Here is a 15,815-nt window from a genome sequence, read left to right as displayed (position 1 = left end):
GCGCCGGGCGGCGCGGGGCACCGGGGTCAACGCCGTCAGGCTGCGAAGCGGGGCAGCTGTGCTGCGATCTTCGGGACGTCCAGCGCTCCCTGGCACACGTCGAGCACGAACTGCTCCGCCTCGTCCACGTCGAACTGGGCGTCCAGTGGGTGACCGTTCATGTGCAGGAAGACCCAGGTCGCGTACCAGGCGATCCGCTTGTTCCCGTCGACGAGCCCGTGATTGCGGGCCAGCGATTCCATCAGCGCAGCGGCCTTCTGCCACACGTCGGGGTAGGCGTCCTGGCCGAACACGCTCGACTGGGGCCGCGCGAGGGCCGAGTCCAGCAGACCGAAATCACGCACGTCACTGGCCCCGAGCCGCTGCGCGAGGTTCAGCAGCTCGGGCAGGGTCAGGTAGTGCATCAGGCGAGCCTCCGGTTCAGCTCCTCACTCGCCTTCAGCACATGCTCGGCCGCTTCGTTGAAGAGGCGCGAGTGTTCGTTTATGGCTCTGATGACGGCGTCGTGCGCGAAGGACTGCATGCTCCGCCCCTCGGCCTCGGCACGCTCGCGGAGCGCGTCCAGCTCTTCCTCGGTGAACCTCACGTTCAAACCAGCCATGACACGACGGTACCGCGTGGTACCAGCCGGTGTCACCCGGTTTCGGCGCCCCGTGCGGGTGAAAGCCGGGAGGCCACCCAGACGCCGACCGCGGCAACGCAGGCGATCGGCAGGAAGACCGCGGCGAAGGCCGCCGGGTGGGAGGCGGCCGCGTCGGAGGAGGCCGCGGCGTGGGCCATGCCCACCGAGCCGCCGCCGAGGGCGGCGAAGGCCGCACCGCCGCCGGCCAGCAGCACCACGTTCGCGAGGGCGTCGGAGATCTGGAGGGCGGCCGAGTTGGCCCCCGCCTCCTCCGGCGCCGACAGCTTCAGCAGCAGCACGCTGCCCGCCGCCATGACCAGGCCCATCCCGAAGCAGGCCAGGCCCCACACGACGGCCAGCAGCCACACCGGCACCGTCTCGATCAGCACCAGCGGCACGGCGGCGATGCACACCGCCACCACGGCCATGCCGCCCACGACCAGCCGCTCGCGGTACTTCTCGGCCCACGGCCGCGCCTGCACCCAGGACCCGAGCGCCCAGGTGAGCCCGGCCGGGGCCAGCGAGAAGCCCGCCAGCGTCGGGCTCAGCCCCCGCTGCGTCACCAGCATCAGCGGGATGAACGACTCGGCGGCGATGAACGACCCGGCCGCCACCCCGCGCAGCAGCACCACGGCCGGCAGCCCACGGGCCGCCCGGTAGGTGCCGCGCGGCAGCAGCCCCAGCACGGCCGGCACCAGCAGCGCGGCGCCCACGACACCCGGCAGCAGCGACAGCCACCGGAGGTCCTGGGCCGCGTACTGGAGCAGCCCGGCCCCTACGGAGATCCCGAAGGCGAGCCGGATCCGGCGCCGGTCGAAGGCGACGGGCGGGGCGGTCGGGTCCGCGGGACCGGATGCGGTACGGCGTATCGCGGGCAGCGCGATCAGCAGCGGGAAGACCACCAGCACCGGGATCCCGACGAACACCCAGCGCCAGCCGAGGTGCTCGGTGACCGTGCCGGCGGCGAGCGGACCGACGATGGACGGCACCACCCAGCTCGCGGCGAAGGCCGCCATGATCGCGGGCCGCAGCCGCTCGTCGTAGGCCCGGCTGACCACCACGTACAGCGCGACGATCACCAGCCCGCCGCCCAGCCCCTGCACGGCCCGCCCGAGGACGAACAGCCACATGGCCCCCGCGGTGCCGGACAGCACCAGGCCGGCCGCGAAGGCGCCGATGCCGGTGGTGAGCGAGCGCAGCGGGCCCTGGCGGTCGCACCACTGCCCGGCCAGCACCATGCCGAAGAGGCTGGTGGTGAAGTAGGAGGAGAACGCGAAGGCGTACAGGCCCACGCCGTCCAGCTCGCGGGCGGCGACCGGCATCGCGGTGCCGACGGCCGTGGCCTCGAAGGCGATGAGCAGCACGACGGTGACGATGCCGACGGTGAGCGCCCGGTGCGCGGCACCCAGAACACCGCCCTGCGGCTCGGACGCGGGCGGCGGGGCGGCGGTCGCTGACGACGCGGTCTGCGGTTCGGTGGCGCTCATCGCCTCAGGGTAAGGGGCAACCCTGGCGATCGTCCCTGTCCGGGAAGGGGGCAATGAGGCGGACCCCGTGTGGGCCGGGGGCCCTAGGACCGGGAGTCTCCGGTTACGGGCGCGGGGGACTGTGAACGCGCTGTGGCAGTCGCGTTGCGTCCCCGCCGGATCCCTTCCGGCCCGGCGGCGGCCGCGCATACGGTCGGAGCACCACAGCACGACCGCGTGCCCGAGTGGTTGAGGGAACCGCCTGCAAAGCGGTTTACGCCGGTTCGATTCCGGTCGCGGTCTCTGCGCGCCGTACGGCGCACGGCGCGACACGGCACGGCGCCCGGACCCTGCGGTTCCGGGCGCCGTGCCGTTTGTCTTCCGCGTCAGCGGGAGGGCGAAGGGGACGCCCCTCGATCCAGGGGCGGCAACGGCTCGGGAAGCCCGGACACGTCGTCCGGCAGCCCGCCGTTGTCCCGGCACCCGAGCTCTTTGGCGAGGCTCAGGGAAGCCGTGTGGAGGATGAGCATGCGGTCTTCGGCGGCGGTGGGTGGTTCGGGGCTGGCGGTGCTGGCCGCGGATGTAATCCGGCCGTTGACCCGGAGGGGGATGTCTTGTGTGGACCCGACGCGGGAGCTGACGCAGTCGAACGAGATCGAGGTACGGGAACCGTACAGCGACGTCATCGTCCCCTTGCCATGTTCGAGGCGGTGCTTCCTATAGTCGTCCAGATCCGCCTTCTCGCTGTACGCGTCAAAGCGCAACTTCACGGTGGAATTGAGCGGAGTAGAGGTCGAGTCGCCGCGGATCACGCAATCTGCGCCCGGCATGTCGTAGATGCCGCGCCCAGCTTTGTACGCCTCTTCCAGGACCTTGGCCGTAGCGGGTACACCCAGTTCCTGCTTCTCCTTGCCAGGCACGAAGGAAGTGGCCCCAGTGAGCCTCTCCAGCGCTTTGGCTGACGAGGGCAGCACGACCGACCCGCCGCACACCTGCGTCGCGGAGAAGCTCTGGGCCCGCGAAGGTTCGGGGGCGCCCTCGTCCGACGTACCGCACCCGGCCGCGACCAGCGCCATCAGGACTATGCCCAGCGCGGCCTTCCGGTTGCGTGTGCTCATGTCCCGTTTCACTTGCCGGTCTCCGCCTCGTGTCCCTGCTGGGCCGCACGGGAGTTGCCGGTCTGGTAGCCGTCCCGCATGGACTCGATCAGGTCGTTGCCGAAGTTGCTGTTCCGGTCGACCTTATGCGCCTCGATGAAACGCTCCATCGGCGCCTCGGCGCTGCGCTCACCCGCTTGGAACATCGTCTTGGTGCTGGTGTGGGTCTCTCCGTCGATCTCGTCCTGGTGCTTGTCCACCGCTTCGTCCGACCAGTCGCCGATCACCTGCCCGGCCACCTGCTCGATGGCTCCGCTGCCGGTGTCGACCGCCAGCGGAACGAGGATTGCCGCCGCTCCGGCCGCCGCGGCCGTGGCCGGCAGGAAGGCGACACCTGCGGCGACGGCGGCTCCCGTGCCGAACTCGATCCAGGCGGCGCGCTGTGCCTGAGCCCGCTCGTACTCCTTGTGGACCTCCTCCGCCTCGCCCCGGAGTTGCCCGGCGCGGGACTCGTCGAGCATTCCCTGCACTTCGGCAGTGGCGCGGATCGTCGCGCGGGCACGCCCTTCGTCGATGGTTCCGTCCGGACGCACGGCCGTTTCCAGCACGCTGGACGAGTAGATGCGATCCGCAGCGGAAACCGATGCGTAGGCGTCCGGGTGCTGGCCCAGCGCGCTCAGGAGGTCTCGCGCGCCCTCACGACCGAATGCCGCGTGCAGCTTCTCCTTGCCGTTTTGAGGGGCGAAGACGCTGCCATCATCGTTCTTGTCCAGCGCCCAGTTGACGTCGTCGATGTAACCCGCCGTCATGCGGCCTAGGCTGTCCGCCAGAATCTCCCGGTCCTTGAGAAGACCCGCGTCCCCGCCGTACTTCGACGCAACAAGCTCCATGATCCGCGCCGAACCCTCGTCGCGCAGCAGCTTCGGGCTCGGGTCGTCCCAGGCGTGGCCGAGCGTGGCCGCTTCGAGGGCGTGGCCGAGTGCGTCCGGCATGAACTTGAGGGCCTTCTTCGCCTCTTCCGGGTCGAAGATCTCGATGTCGGGGAAGGTCTTGTACTTGTCGTTCCCGAAGAAGTCGAGGTAGCTGCCGATCGGCTTGCCGTCGGCGTCCTGGCCCAGGTCCGCCGTCTTGCCCTCCTTGACAGTGCCGTCCTCGTTGTACGCGGTCATCGGGTTGTCCGGCGAGAAGAACTGCTTCGCCGCCTCCGGACTGTGCCCCAGCGCCTCCAGGAAGCCCGTCATCGGGTCGAAGCCGGCGCCGTTCAGCCCGGACGGGTTGAACATGTTCTTCGGGTACCCGCCCAGCGGCTTCGTGTCCGCCCACCGGTACGGGTCCTCGGCGTGCAGTTGGGCCGCGTGTTCCGCGATGGGGTTCAGGAAGCGGGCGTCGTAGTCGCCGTACCGCATGATGCCGCTCAGCAGCTGGTAGCCGAAGGCGCCGCTGCGGTCGTACTCGTGCAGCATGATCCGCTCGGTGCCCAGCTTGCGCAGTTCCTGCCCGAACGACGCCGGCAGGTGCGGCTTGTGGTCCGGGTCCGTCGCCGTCGCCAGGTTGAGGCCGAGGTTGCGCTGGAGCTCCTGCACGTCCTTCAGCCGCTGCCCGTTCACCTCGGTGTAGTCGTACGTGTCCGTCGACAGCTGCCCGAAAAGTTCCAGGGCCTTGCGCGGCCCGAGCGTCTCGTAGAAGTGCGTCGAGAAGGCCGGCGCACCGTGGTTGTCCTTCAGCAGCTCGTTGAGCTGGACCAGTTCATCGCGCGTGAGCTCGCGCCCCTTCTTCGCGAGGTCGGCCGCGCGCTGTGCCTCCTCGGCGTCCAGGCTGTCGTACTTGGGCGGGCTGAAGTTGTGGGCGTCGTCGGTGATGTTGGCCCGCAGCGCGCGGGCCATGGACTGGTCGGCGTCGTCGCAGGTCTCCACGATCGCGTCGATGCGCCGCTGGAGGGCCTTGATGGCCGCGCCCTCCTTGCGGACCAGGTCGTCGTAGTCGGGGTCGTGTCGGCCCTCGGGGTGGTTGCTCAGCGGGTCGGCGGCCCTGACCTTGCCCGAGTCGACGTCGACCACGAGCTGCTGGGCGGGAGCCTCCGTGGAGACGATCTTCTTCAGCTGGTCCTGCGCGTGCTTGAACGCCGCGTAGCCCTGGCCGAGGATCGTCCCGATGCCCTTGGCGGCCGCCGCGGCGTCGCCGAACTCCTTGGCGGTCTTGCCGATGAAGGGCTTGGTCACGTCGGCGTTGACCCCGCGCCAGTCGGCGGCGTTCGCCTTGGCCAGCATGCCGCTTCTCGCATCGCCGGAAAGGGTCTCCAGCTTCCCGGCCATCGCGCCCCAGTCGGTCACCGCGTCGTGCAGCTTGGCGAGTTGGAGGGTGTAGATGTCGGCGAACGTCAGCGCGCTGGTCATGTCGTTGCCCTACTTGAGGTACTCGTTGATCTTGGACGCGGACAGGGCGGCGGTGATGTCCGCCTCCTCCTTGGCGTGCGAGGCCGCGGAGTAGTCCAGGTGGTTGGAGACGTTGGCGCAGGCGTCGAGGAGCGTGCGCAGCTGCGTGTTCCAGCGGTCGTGGACGGTCAGCAGGGCCGGACCGCTCCGGAAGTTCGTGTTCGTGAGCGCGATGGACGCGTCGAAGGTCGCCGGGCGGGCGTGGTCTCCGTCGCGCGAGAGCCGCTGGTAGAGGTCGTACGCGTCGCTGCCGACCGCCCCGAGGGCGTCCGGGTCGACGCTCAGGTCGGCGGTGGGGCTGGTGGTGTGGGCTGCGGTGGTGCGCGCGGAGGCCCATTCCTTCTCGAAGGACACGTCGCGTCTCGCTTCCTACTGGTTCCGGCGGCGATAACGTACGGCGACCACGGCCACGGCCCCGCCGATCAGCACGGCCGCGCCGATGCCGAGGGCGATGTACGGCTCGTCGCCTCCGGAGCCGTCGTCGATCGGCGTGGCGTCGGCCGGGCCGTTGGCCTGCGGCGCCCGGGTCTTGGAGGGGTCCGGCTGCGGCTTCGGCTCGGCGGCTGCGAGGTCGGGGAGGGGGTACACGTCCGCGGGGCCCGGGTCGCCGGGGTCGGTCAGCGCGATGCGGGGGCGGACGACGCCGTAGCCGATGTAGTCGCTGCGCTCCTTCCCGTCACGGGGCTTGCCGGCCGTGTTCAGCATGACGCGGAGGACCTGGTTGTTGGTCCAGGTGGGGTGGGCGGACCAGATGAGGGCGGCGGAGGCCGATGCCAGTGCGCTGGCCGGGCTGGTACCGGTTGCCGTGCAGAGCCCGGAGTTCGTGGCGCAGCCGCCGATCACGTCTCCGCCGGGTGCGGCGAGGTCCACCTGAGGGCCGTGCTGTGACACCTTCACGGCCTTCGCCTGCCGGTCGATCGCACCAACACCCACCACGCCCGGGGTGGCAGCGGGGAACTTGGGAAGGTTGTCGGAGTCCCCGGAGTTTCCGACCGAGGCGAAGATCAGTGAGCCCCTTTTGAGGGCGTACTTCACGGCATCGCGAAGCTCTGCGGTGTCACCGGGGCCGCCCATCGAGATGTTGATGACCCTGGCGTTCGCCTCGGCCGCGTAGCGGATGGCAGCGGCAAGGTCCGCGTGGTGGGCCGCTCCCCCGCCGCCCTCCCCCACCCGTACGGGGAGGATCTTGACGCCGGGAGCGAGTCCGTAAGAACCGCTGTTGCCGCGTTCGCCGGTTCCCGCGATCAGCGCGGCCATCGTCGTGCCGTGATTACGGACGTCCGTGTGCTCGTCGCCCTTGGCCTTCAGGAGGTCCTTGCCGTCGAGGACTCGCCCTTCGAGCTCCGGAACCGGGCTCACACCGCTGTCGATCACCGCAACGGTGATCCCCTCGCCGGTACTGGTCTTCCACATCTCGTCTGCCTTCATGGCGTCGAGATGCCACTGCATCGAGCGCACGGTTTCGGCATGGGCCGGAGTCGCGGCGACTCCGGCCAGCAGCAGACCCAGCAGGGCTGACGTAGCTCCACGCATACGCATTTCGTGCAATTCCCGTTCGCTCAGTCGATCACCGGCGGGACAACACGACGGTTGCCCGACTGCCAGGTCTCTTCGTCCTCGGCAAGGTAGTCGGGACGGTGCCCCCGACGCTCCTCGCGCTCCTCCGGCTGCCCGTTGGACTGACCTCGTACGAGACCGGAGCCGCCCTGGGTGAACGGACGACCACTGGCCGAACCGGCCGCCTGCTGACGCCCGTAGACGCCCCCGGGCTCACTGGCGAGCCGACGCCCGACCGGAGAGGCGCCCTGGCCGCCACCGTGACCGCCGGCACCGCCCATGAAGCCTCCCGGGGAACGTCCGGTCTGGCCGCCGCCCGTCTCGCCGATGACCGTGCCACGCGGGATTCCGGCAGACGGCGTCCTGCTGACCGGCACCTGACGGCCGCCCATGATGCCCGAGTCCCTGGGGGTCAGCCCCGTGCCACCGAAGCGGCCGCCGGGGCCGCCCGGGCCGCCACCCATGACCGGCGGCGGGGTCTGTCGGATTCCCCCGCCGGGCGGGAGGCCGGGACCGCCGCCACCGGGCTTGAGGCCGTTCGGGGGCAGCACGAGTGGCGGGGGCGTGGGTACGTTCGGCAGGGGACCACCCCCGTTGGGCGGATTGACTACGGGCGGCAGCGTCGTGACCGGCGGATTCTTCCGCTCGATCGGCGGGGCCACGCTGTCGAGTCGCGGGTCGTTGTCGCGATCCGGGATCACGGGGGTGCGGGCGTCCGGCGTGACGGGCGTCGGAGTGTTCGGCTGGGGCGACGGGGTCGGGGACTCCTGCACCGGCGGCGGAGTCGTGCCGGTCCCGCCTTCGCGCGAGGGCGGTGGGTTGTAGCCCGAGCCACCCGTACCCCCGGAGCCTCCGCCCGCGTACGCGCCTCCGGGGCGTTGGATCTCCTGAACCGGCGCGTAGCCGCCGTCCGGCACGAACGCCTCCGGCGGCGGCGGAAACGTAGGAGGTTCCGCCCTGTTCATCGCCAGCGACGACGCCTCGTACGACTGCGCCAGCTTCGTCATCTGCTGGACCGCCGTCGCGTGGTCGCCGTTCAGCTTCGCGCGGGCCTCGCGGGCGATCTGGTCCGAGTCCGGGTCGTTCGGGGCGTCGTCGGCCGCCTCCAGGTTGGCCGCCGCGGTCTTGTCGCGCTGCGGCATGTTGGCCTTGACCTCGACGATCGTCTGGGCAGCGTTGGTCATCCAGGTGCCGCCCGTGGCGCTGTACTCGCTCAGCCGGAGCGTCGCGTTGCCCGTGGCGTTGACCCACTCGCGGAACGCGTCGCCGCCCTCGCCCTCCCAAGCCACCTTCGGGGCATGGGCCTTGAGGTCCTCGCCGATCTCCTTGATGGTCTTGGCGGCCTCGGTCAGCTGCGTGCCCAGGCTCTTGGCCGTCGCCGCGTCCGCCGAGGCGAGCATGGTGAGCAGCTCCTGATGGGAGTGGCCCTCGAAGTTCGTCGCCATCAGAGGGAACCCTCCTTCGAACCGCCGTCGTCACCCGTGGGCGGACCCTGGGCCGGGTCCTGGCCGTGCCCGCCCTCGTGCTCCTTGGCCGCCGGGTCGCGCTTCGGGTCGTACCGCTTCTCCGCGTCCGCGTGCAGGCGGCGCATGCGCTGCTTGATGTCCTCGTCGATGTTCTCGTAGCCCACGCGGGAGCCCTCGACCGCGATGCTCAGCGCCTCTATCTGGCCGGCCAGCGCCTTCGAGAGGTTGGTCAGCTCGCCGTGGACCTTGTTGTACGCGCCGTACAGCCCGTCGGCCTCGTGGAAGCCCTTGCCCAGGTCGCCCGACGGCAGCGTGCCGTCGGCGATCGCCTTGGGCGCCGCCTGGGAGCCTTCCAGCTTGGTCAGCAGCTCGTCGACGCGCGTCTTGAACTTCTGCATCGACTCGACCTCGACGGACATGGCCTTCGCCTGTGCGGCCACCGCGCCCGCGAGACCGCCCGCCAAGACCCCGCCCGCGAGCAGGCCGAAGGAGCCCGCCCCGTCGTCCACCGCCACGTTGGCCCTCCCCGTGTGTCACCCGCGTGTGCCCCGGCCCCGTTCGCATCCGTTCGCACGCGGACGGGAGATCACTCTAGCGAGGGGGACCGACAGACCAAACTCCGGGTTGCACGTGCAATGGAGGTGCAATGCACGTCACACGGGCTTCAGTTGGCTCCAGTTGGCTTCAGCCGGCTGTCGTCGCCTGCTGGACCACCGCCGCCTGGGGGCGGATCGGGAGGCGGTTGACCGGCCGGCCGGTGGCCGCCCGTACCGCCGACGCGACCGCCGCCGGGGAGGTCACCACGGGCACCGCGCTCGCCGCCTTCGCGCCGAAGGGCGCGACCACGTCCCGCTCCTCCACCAGCTTGACGATGCGGATGTCCGGGGCGTCCAGCGCGGTCGGCAGGGCGTAGCCCGTCAGGTCCGGGTGGCGGACCAGCCCGCCGCCGGTGCGCAGGTTCTCGGTGAGCGCCGCGCCCAGCCCCTGCGTGACGCCGGCCTCGATGCGGGCGGCCAGCTGGCGGGGGTTGAGGACCCGGCCGACGTCCTGGGCCACGGCCAGTTCGACCACCCGGACCGCGCCCAGCTCGATGTCGACGTCCACGACCGCGCGGATCGCACAGAAGGCGAGGCCGACGAAGGCGTCGCCCTGCCCCGACTCGTCGAGCGGCTCGGTGGGGTGCGGGCGGCACTGGGCGGTCGCCCAGAGCTCCTTGCCCGCCATGGCCTCGGTGACGGTCGTGGTGAAGGCGCCGTCGTACGAGGTGATCTTTCCGTCCTGGATCTGGAGCAGCTCGGTCGACATGCCCAGCTTGTGCGCCATGGGCTGGAGCAGCTGGGTACGGACCATCTTCGCGGCCCGTTCGACCGCGCCGCCCGACACCCAGGTGTGCCGGCCGTGCGTGGCCGGCCCGGCCGGGGGCTGGTCGGTGTCGGCCGGCGCCACGGCCACGTGCTCGATGCCCAGGACCTCCTGGACGATCTGGCGGGCCAGCGTGGCGAAGCCCTGGCCGGTCTCCACCGCGGCGCAGATGACCGTGGCGGTGCCGTCGTGGACCTTGACCGTCGCGGTGGACACCTCGTCGGCGCCCTCGGCGCCGAGCATGTGGACCATGCCGAGGGCGTAGCCGACGCCGCGGCGCACCGCGCCGGGCTCGCCCGCGCCCTCCGGCCCGCCGGGCAGCAGCCACTCGTCCTCGGGCTCGTCCTTCGGCAGGCCGGGCAGCTCGAAGTCGCGCACCGCGCGCAGCAGTTCCGCGACCGGTGCCGGGCAGGTGACGGTCTGTCCGGTGGGCAGCAGGTCGCCGGTGGCCATCACGTTGCGCATGCGCAGCTCGGCCGGGTCCAGGCCCAGCTTGGCGGCGAGCTTGTCCATCTGGCCCTCGTACGCCGCGCACACCTGCATCGCGCCCTCGCCGCGCACGTGGCCGGAGGGCGGGTTGTTGGTGCGTACGGCCCAGCCCTCGACGAAGGCGTGCGGGACGACGTACGGGCCGCAGGCGAAGGCCACGGCCGCGGCCAGCGACTCCGAGGAGGCGTCCGCGTACGCGCCCGCGTCCATCAGGATCTGCGCCTCGACCTTGACCAGGCGGCCCTCGGCGTCCGCGTGGTGGCGGTAGCGCAGCAGGGTGGGGTGGCGGTGGGCGTGGCCGAGGAAGGACTCCTCGCGGGTGGCCGTGAGCTTGACCGGGCAGCCGGTGCGCAGGGCGAGCAGTGCGAGGGGCAGCTGGAAGCCGCTGTCCTCGCGGTCGCCGGTGGCGCCGGGCACGCCGGTGACGACGACCTTGACCCGGTCGGGTTCGAGGCCGAGGCAGGCGGCGGCGAGGTCGCGGTCGGTGTGCGGGTCGGTGGAGGCGGTGTAGATCTCGACGCCGCCGTCGGGGCGCGGTACGGCGAGTCCCGCCTCGGCTCCGATGGGCGCGGGGTCCTGGCGGCCGATCCGGTAGAGGCCCTCGACCACGATCTCGCCGGTGACGTCCGGGTCGCCGTAGCGGAGCGGGATGTGGCGGATCAGGTTGCCGTCGGGGTGCAGGGGCTCGGCGCCGAAGGCCAGCTCGGGGTCGGTGACCGGTTCGAGCAGCTCGTACTCGACGGTGATCGCGGCGGCGGCCAGGCGCGCGGTGTCGGGGTGGTCGGCGGCGACGGCGGCGATGGGCTCGCCATGGTGGCGCACGACGTCGTGGGCGAAGACGGGCCGGTCGGAGATGCGGCGGCCGTGGGTGGTCGTGCCGGGTACGTCGGTGTGCGTGACGACGGCGCGGACGCCGGGCATCTCGCGGGCGGCGGACGTGTCGACGGACAGGATGCGGGCGTGCGCGTGCGGGGAGCGCAGCACGGCGGCCCACAGCAGGCCCTCCGCCCAGAGGTCGGCCGCGTACGGGAAGGTGCCCTCGCTCTTGGCGCGCGTGTCGGCGGAGGCCACCGAGGCGCCGAGGCCCAGGGCGGGCTGCTCCGCGGCGGTGGCTTCGGCGGTCGCCGTGGCCGCGTCGTTGGTCACGCCATGCCTCCGTCGTGGTGGATGCCGCCGGCGCCGGGGGGCGCCTGGTGCGGGATGCGGGCCTCGGGGGCGGGGTCGGCCTGTGCGGCGGCCGCCTCCTCGCGTTCGGTGACGACCTCGCGTACCGCCTGGAGCACGCCCTGGTAGCCGGAGCAGCGGCAGAGGTTGCCGCAGAGCGCCTGCCGGGTCTCCAGCTCGGTAGGGGCGTGGTTGCCCTCCAGCAGGTCGTGGATGGTCATGGCCATGCCGGGGACGCAGAAGCCGCACTGGACGGCGCCGGACCGGCACAGGGCCTGCTGCACGTCCGAGAGCCGGCCGTTCTGGGCCAGGCCCTCGACGGTGCGGACCTCGCTGCCCGCGGCCGTGGCGGCGGGCACCAGGCAGGAGGCGACCAGGCGGCCGTCGACCTGCACGGCGCAGGCGCCGCACTCGCCCTGGGAGCAGCCGTCCTTGGCGCCGGCCAGGCCGAGGCGTTCGCGCAGCACGTAGAGCAGGGACTCGCCGATCCAGGCTCCGGTGACGGGCCGGTCGGCGCCGTTGACGCGCAGCACGTACGAGGCGTGCGGGTGCTCGTGGTGGGCGTCGGCCGGGCCGGCGCCCTCGGGGTGGGCGGCCGGGGTCGCGGCGCGGGCCTCGGTACGGGGCTCCGGGGTGGCGTCCCCTGCTCGCGCGGCTTCCGGGGCCGAGTCGGATTCCGGGGCTGCGGGCGCCGCGCCGTCCGTGACCTCGGGGGCGTCCGCGGCTTCCGGGGACGGTACGGCCGCGTCGGCGTCGGTGCCGGCCGCTGCGGGGGCACCCGTGCCCTCGGACCGGGGGGCCTCGGGCTGCCGGGCGTCGTCGCGTGCGCCCCGTGCGCGGGCCTCGTCGTCCGGGGCCGCGGAGTGCTGTACGGGTTCGTCGCCCGCCGGAGCGGCCGCCGCGCGCGCGGCGGCGGGGGCGCCGGTGCCGAGCCCGCGGCGCAGCGCCCGGGAGCCGCGCGGGGCGGTCGCGGGGAGTTCGGCGGTGGGCTGCGGGGCCGGGTGGCCGTCCTGCGCCTCGGCATCCGGCTCGGCGGAGCCGCGCACGGCGTCCGCGCCGGCGTCCCCGGGGAACCCGTCGGCCGCGCCGGGGTGGAGCGGGGTGCCGTGGGCGGGGGTGCCGTGCGGCGGGGTGCCGTGGGGCGACGTGCCGTGGGCAGGGAAGTCATGGCCGGGCTGGCCGTACGTCGGCGCGCCGTACGCGGGAGCGCCGGGTACGGGGGTGCCCTCGGCGGGGAGCCGGTGCGCGTCAACGCCCTGGGCCGGGATCTCGTGGACCGGCGTGCCGGCGCTGCCGTGGGCGGGCACGCCCTGACCGGTGCCGCCGGGGCCGGCGGCGGAGGTCTCCTGGACCGGGATGCCGTGGGCCGGCGTGCCGTACGCGGCACTGCCGTGGGCGGGCACGCCCTGGCCGGTGCCGTCGGAGCCGGAGCCGCCGGCGGAGGTCTCGTGGACCGGGGTGCCGTGGGCCGGCGTGCCGTAAGCAGTGCCGCCGTGAGCGGGCACGCCCTGGCCGGCGCCGTCGGGGCCCGAGCCGCGGGCCGGCAGCCCGGGCGTACCGGCAGCGGTGAACGCGGCGCGCTCCCCCGCACCCGCGGTGTCCCGGTCTCCGGCGCCCGGCGCGTCGGGCGCCGCGGCGGCCTCGAAGCCCTCGGGGAGTCCGGCGGCCTCGAAGCCCTCGGGAAGGGCGGGTGCGGCGGCACCCGTCGCGGTGTGGGCGAGCGCGGCCTCCCGCAGCTCGGCCGGGTCCGCGCTCTGCCGCGCAGCACCGGCGCCGACCGGCGCGGGTCCGCCGGGGAACCCGGCCCCGGTGGCATCGGGCCCGGCAGCCGGCGCCCCGGCACCCGCCGGGTAGTCGCGCTGGGCCTCCAGGCCGGTCAGCAGATCGGCGGCGACGGCGGCCTCCGGATGGCCACCGGGCACCTGCCCGGCGGCGTCGGTGCCCCACGAGGCCACCCGCGGCCCGGCGGCAGCCGCTCCGGCTCCGCCCCCGGCCGCACCGTCGGCGGCCACCCCGTGCCCGGCACCGGACAGCCCGTGCCCGTCCGTCCCGAACCCGTCGTCCACGTGCCCGGCACCCACGTGCCCGGCACCCGCGTGCCCGTCGTCCACATGCCCGGCACCCGCGTGCCCGTCGTCCAAGTGCCCGGCACCGCCGTGGCCCAGGGCCACACCGCGCCCGTCCGTCCCGAACGCGTCGGCCCCGTGCCCGGCACCAGCGTGCCCCTCGGCCCCGTGCCCCGCGTACGCGTCGGCGGCACCGGCCGCCCCCGCACCCGCGTCGGAGTCGTCGGCGCCCGCGTAGGGCACCCGTACCGCGGTGCCCGTGTAGTCGGCGGGGGGAGCCACGTAGCCCCGCACCCCGTCGAAGGCGGTGCCCGAGCCCTCGGTGTGCTCGGCGGCGGCTTCGGCGACCGCCTCGGCGGACGGCACCGGCCACTGCTGGAGCTGCTCCGCCCAGGGCGCGGCGGCACCGCCCGGCAGGGTCGCCGGAGCCTGGTGCGCCCACTCGGGGGCCAGCGTGGACCGCGTGTACTCCCCCGATTCCTCGGGCAGGTCGCCCTGGGCCACCGGGATCGACCACTGGCCGGTCAGCGCGGCCCCGCCGGAGGTTCCGTCGGCGTCGGGGAAACGCCACTCGGCGGTGTCGCCGTGCGCGAGCCCGCCCGCCTCGGGCCAGTCGCCGGCCGGCACCGCGCCCCAGGCCCCGGCACCCGCGGAACCCGCGTCCGCCTGCCCGGCACCCATGGCACCCACGGCACCCGCGCCCGCCTCGGGCCACTCCGCGGACGGCACCGCGTTCCAGGCGCCCGACGGCTCCGCGCCGCCCGCGCCCCACGCGCCACCCGCGTCCGAACCGGCCTGCTCCGCACCCGCACCGGCCACGCCCGCGGCAGCACCCGCACCGGCCACGCCCGCGGCAGCACCGGCACCGGCCGCCGCAACGCCACCCGGGCCGGCGTCGCCCTGCCAGTCGACCGGGATCGACCAGGTCCCCGTGGCGGCGGGATCCGTACCGGCGCCCGAGGTCACGATCACCGGAGGCACGTACCCGTGCCCGGGAGCCTCCAGCGGCTCGCCCGTGCCCGCGCCGCCCAGCATCTCGTCCGGCAGCTTCACGAAGGCCGTGGCGTCCGCGTCGTAGTCACCGCCGTGCGGCACCGGCTGCCAGCCCCAGGAGCCCTGCGCGGACCCCGTCACGTTCTCGTTCCCACTCATGAGGTCAGCGCCCTCCCCAGTGCCCTCCGGGCCAGTACGGCCACCGTCCGACGCAGTTGCAGCACCGCCGGCGAGGCGGGCTCCGGCGACTGGTCCGGTACGCATGCCATGGCGACGTACTCGCCGAAGGCCTCCAGCGCCTCCGGGGCCAGCGCGCGCCCGTTGTCCCAGTCGATCAGCGAGGCCACCCACCGCTCGGCCTCCAGCGGCCGCAGCGGCATCGGGGCCACGGCGCCGATCGCGCAGCGCACCCCGCGCCGCGCCGGGTCGAGCACCAGGCCCACCGAGGCGACCGCCCGCCCGGGGCCGGTCCGGCCGGTGGCCTTGAGGAAAACCTGCGGGGCGTGCAGCAGCGGCACGCGGACGAAGCCGATCAGCTCGCCGGGGTGCAGCATCTCGCGGCCCGCGAGCAGGTGGGAGACCGGGATCTCGCGCTGGGCGCCACCGGGACCGGCGATCAGCAGCTCGGCCTCCAGCGCGGCCAGCACCGGCAGGGTGTCGCCGGTGGGCGCGGCCGTGGCGATGTTGCCGCCGAGGGTGCCGGCGTTGCGGATCTGCGGCGGTCCGGCGGCACGCGCGGCCGCGGCCAGGGACGGGATCAGCGCGGCGAAGTCGGGGCGTCCCATGCGGGCGTGCGTGAGGCAGGCGCCCAGCAGGGCGTGGCCGTCCTGGTACTGCCAGCCGCGGATCTCGCTGATGCGGCCGAGGCCGACCAGGCCGGCGGGCCGGAGCAGTCCGGAGTTGACCGCGGCCATCAGGTCGGTGCCCCCGGCGACGGGGACGGCGGCGGGCATGGCGGCGAGCGCCGCCACGGCCTCGTCGAGCGAGGACGGCAGCATCACGGACTGCGCCGTCTGCGGTGCGTGCGTGGTCAACCCAGCTGCCCCTTCCCGATGTCCCGGCGCTCACAGCTGTCCGCCGTACGGTACGTCTTCACTGCCG

12 protein-coding genes and 1 tRNA gene are annotated in these 15,815 nt (G+C 73.6%); 1 reads left to right on the top strand and 12 read right to left on the bottom strand.

Going from position 1 to position 15,815, the window contains the following annotated elements; genetic code table 11:
- Positions 1-35: 35 nt before the first annotated feature.
- Genes ACIF6F_RS11990 through ACIF6F_RS11980 form a run of 3 tightly spaced genes read right to left on the bottom strand, consistent with a single transcriptional unit; the run spans position 36 to position 2,109 of the window.
- Complete coding sequence (locus ACIF6F_RS11990) at positions 36-404, bottom strand: type II toxin-antitoxin system death-on-curing family toxin (RefSeq protein ID WP_399944785.1); 369 nt, start codon at positions 402-404, stop codon at positions 36-38.
- On the bottom strand, positions 404-601 hold the full coding sequence (locus ACIF6F_RS11985; protein ID WP_190106604.1) for an Arc family DNA-binding protein: 198 nt from the start codon (positions 599-601) through the stop codon (positions 404-406). Before ACIF6F_RS11985 ends, ACIF6F_RS11990 begins: the two co-directional genes overlap by 1 nt.
- 32 nt (positions 602-633) lie before the next feature.
- Entirely contained in the window at positions 634-2,109 is a 1,476-nt protein-coding gene (locus ACIF6F_RS11980; protein WP_399944782.1) for an MFS transporter, read from the bottom strand.
- Between the two features lie 210 nt (positions 2,110-2,319).
- Here ACIF6F_RS11980 and ACIF6F_RS11975 point away from each other — a divergent pair.
- Positions 2,320-2,391: transfer RNA gene (locus tag ACIF6F_RS11975), tRNA-Cys, on the top strand.
- Positions 2,392-2,474: 83 nt separating this feature from the next.
- On the opposite strand, the gene ACIF6F_RS11970 is transcribed toward ACIF6F_RS11975, so the two are convergent.
- From ACIF6F_RS11970 to ACIF6F_RS11930, 9 genes are all read right to left on the bottom strand, one after another.
- A complete protein-coding gene (locus ACIF6F_RS11970) occupies positions 2,475-3,206 on the bottom strand; it encodes a hypothetical protein (RefSeq protein WP_399944780.1) in 732 nt (243 codons plus the stop codon).
- Positions 3,207-3,214: 8 nt separating this feature from the next.
- Positions 3,215-5,578, bottom strand: coding sequence for a hypothetical protein (locus tag ACIF6F_RS11965; RefSeq protein WP_399944777.1), 2,364 nt, complete (start codon positions 5,576-5,578; stop codon positions 3,215-3,217).
- A 9-nt stretch (positions 5,579-5,587) separates the two neighbouring features.
- Positions 5,588-5,971, bottom strand: coding sequence for a hypothetical protein (locus ACIF6F_RS11960; protein WP_399944775.1), 384 nt, complete (start codon positions 5,969-5,971; stop codon positions 5,588-5,590).
- A 15-nt stretch (positions 5,972-5,986) separates the two neighbouring features.
- On the bottom strand, positions 5,987-7,150 hold the full coding sequence (mycP, locus tag ACIF6F_RS11955) for a type VII secretion-associated serine protease mycosin (protein ID WP_399944772.1): 1,164 nt from the start codon (positions 7,148-7,150) through the stop codon (positions 5,987-5,989).
- A gap of 26 nt (positions 7,151-7,176) precedes the next feature.
- The gene (locus ACIF6F_RS11950; protein ID WP_399944769.1) at positions 7,177-8,619 is read right to left on the bottom strand and encodes a hypothetical protein; all 1,443 of its coding nucleotides are present in this window, start codon (positions 8,617-8,619) and stop codon (positions 7,177-7,179) included.
- Positions 8,619-9,155: a hypothetical protein gene (locus tag ACIF6F_RS11945; protein WP_399944766.1), complete on the bottom strand. Its 537-nt coding sequence runs from the start codon at positions 9,153-9,155 to the stop codon at positions 8,619-8,621. The genes ACIF6F_RS11950 and ACIF6F_RS11945 overlap by 1 nt, the downstream gene beginning before the upstream one ends.
- A 169-nt stretch (positions 9,156-9,324) precedes the next feature.
- Positions 9,325-11,637, bottom strand: coding sequence for a xanthine dehydrogenase family protein molybdopterin-binding subunit (locus tag ACIF6F_RS11940; protein ID WP_399944765.1), 2,313 nt, complete (start codon positions 11,635-11,637; stop codon positions 9,325-9,327).
- The gene (locus tag ACIF6F_RS11935) at positions 11,634-14,873 is read right to left on the bottom strand and encodes a 2Fe-2S iron-sulfur cluster-binding protein (RefSeq protein WP_399944763.1); all 3,240 of its coding nucleotides are present in this window, start codon (positions 14,871-14,873) and stop codon (positions 11,634-11,636) included. The genes ACIF6F_RS11940 and ACIF6F_RS11935 overlap by 4 nt, the downstream gene beginning before the upstream one ends.
- On the bottom strand, positions 14,870-15,748 hold the full coding sequence (locus ACIF6F_RS11930; RefSeq protein WP_399944760.1) for an FAD binding domain-containing protein: 879 nt from the start codon (positions 15,746-15,748) through the stop codon (positions 14,870-14,872). Before ACIF6F_RS11930 ends, ACIF6F_RS11935 begins: the two co-directional genes overlap by 4 nt.
- Positions 15,749-15,815: the final 67 nt, after the last annotated feature.

Origin of the sequence: Streptomyces sp. NPDC086023 (assembly GCF_044540325.1) — a bacterium.
Taxonomy (GTDB): domain Bacteria; phylum Actinomycetota; class Actinomycetes; order Streptomycetales; family Streptomycetaceae; genus Streptomyces.
Note: the sequence above shows the minus strand (reverse complement) of the source record. Positions and strands in the feature narration are given on the sequence as shown.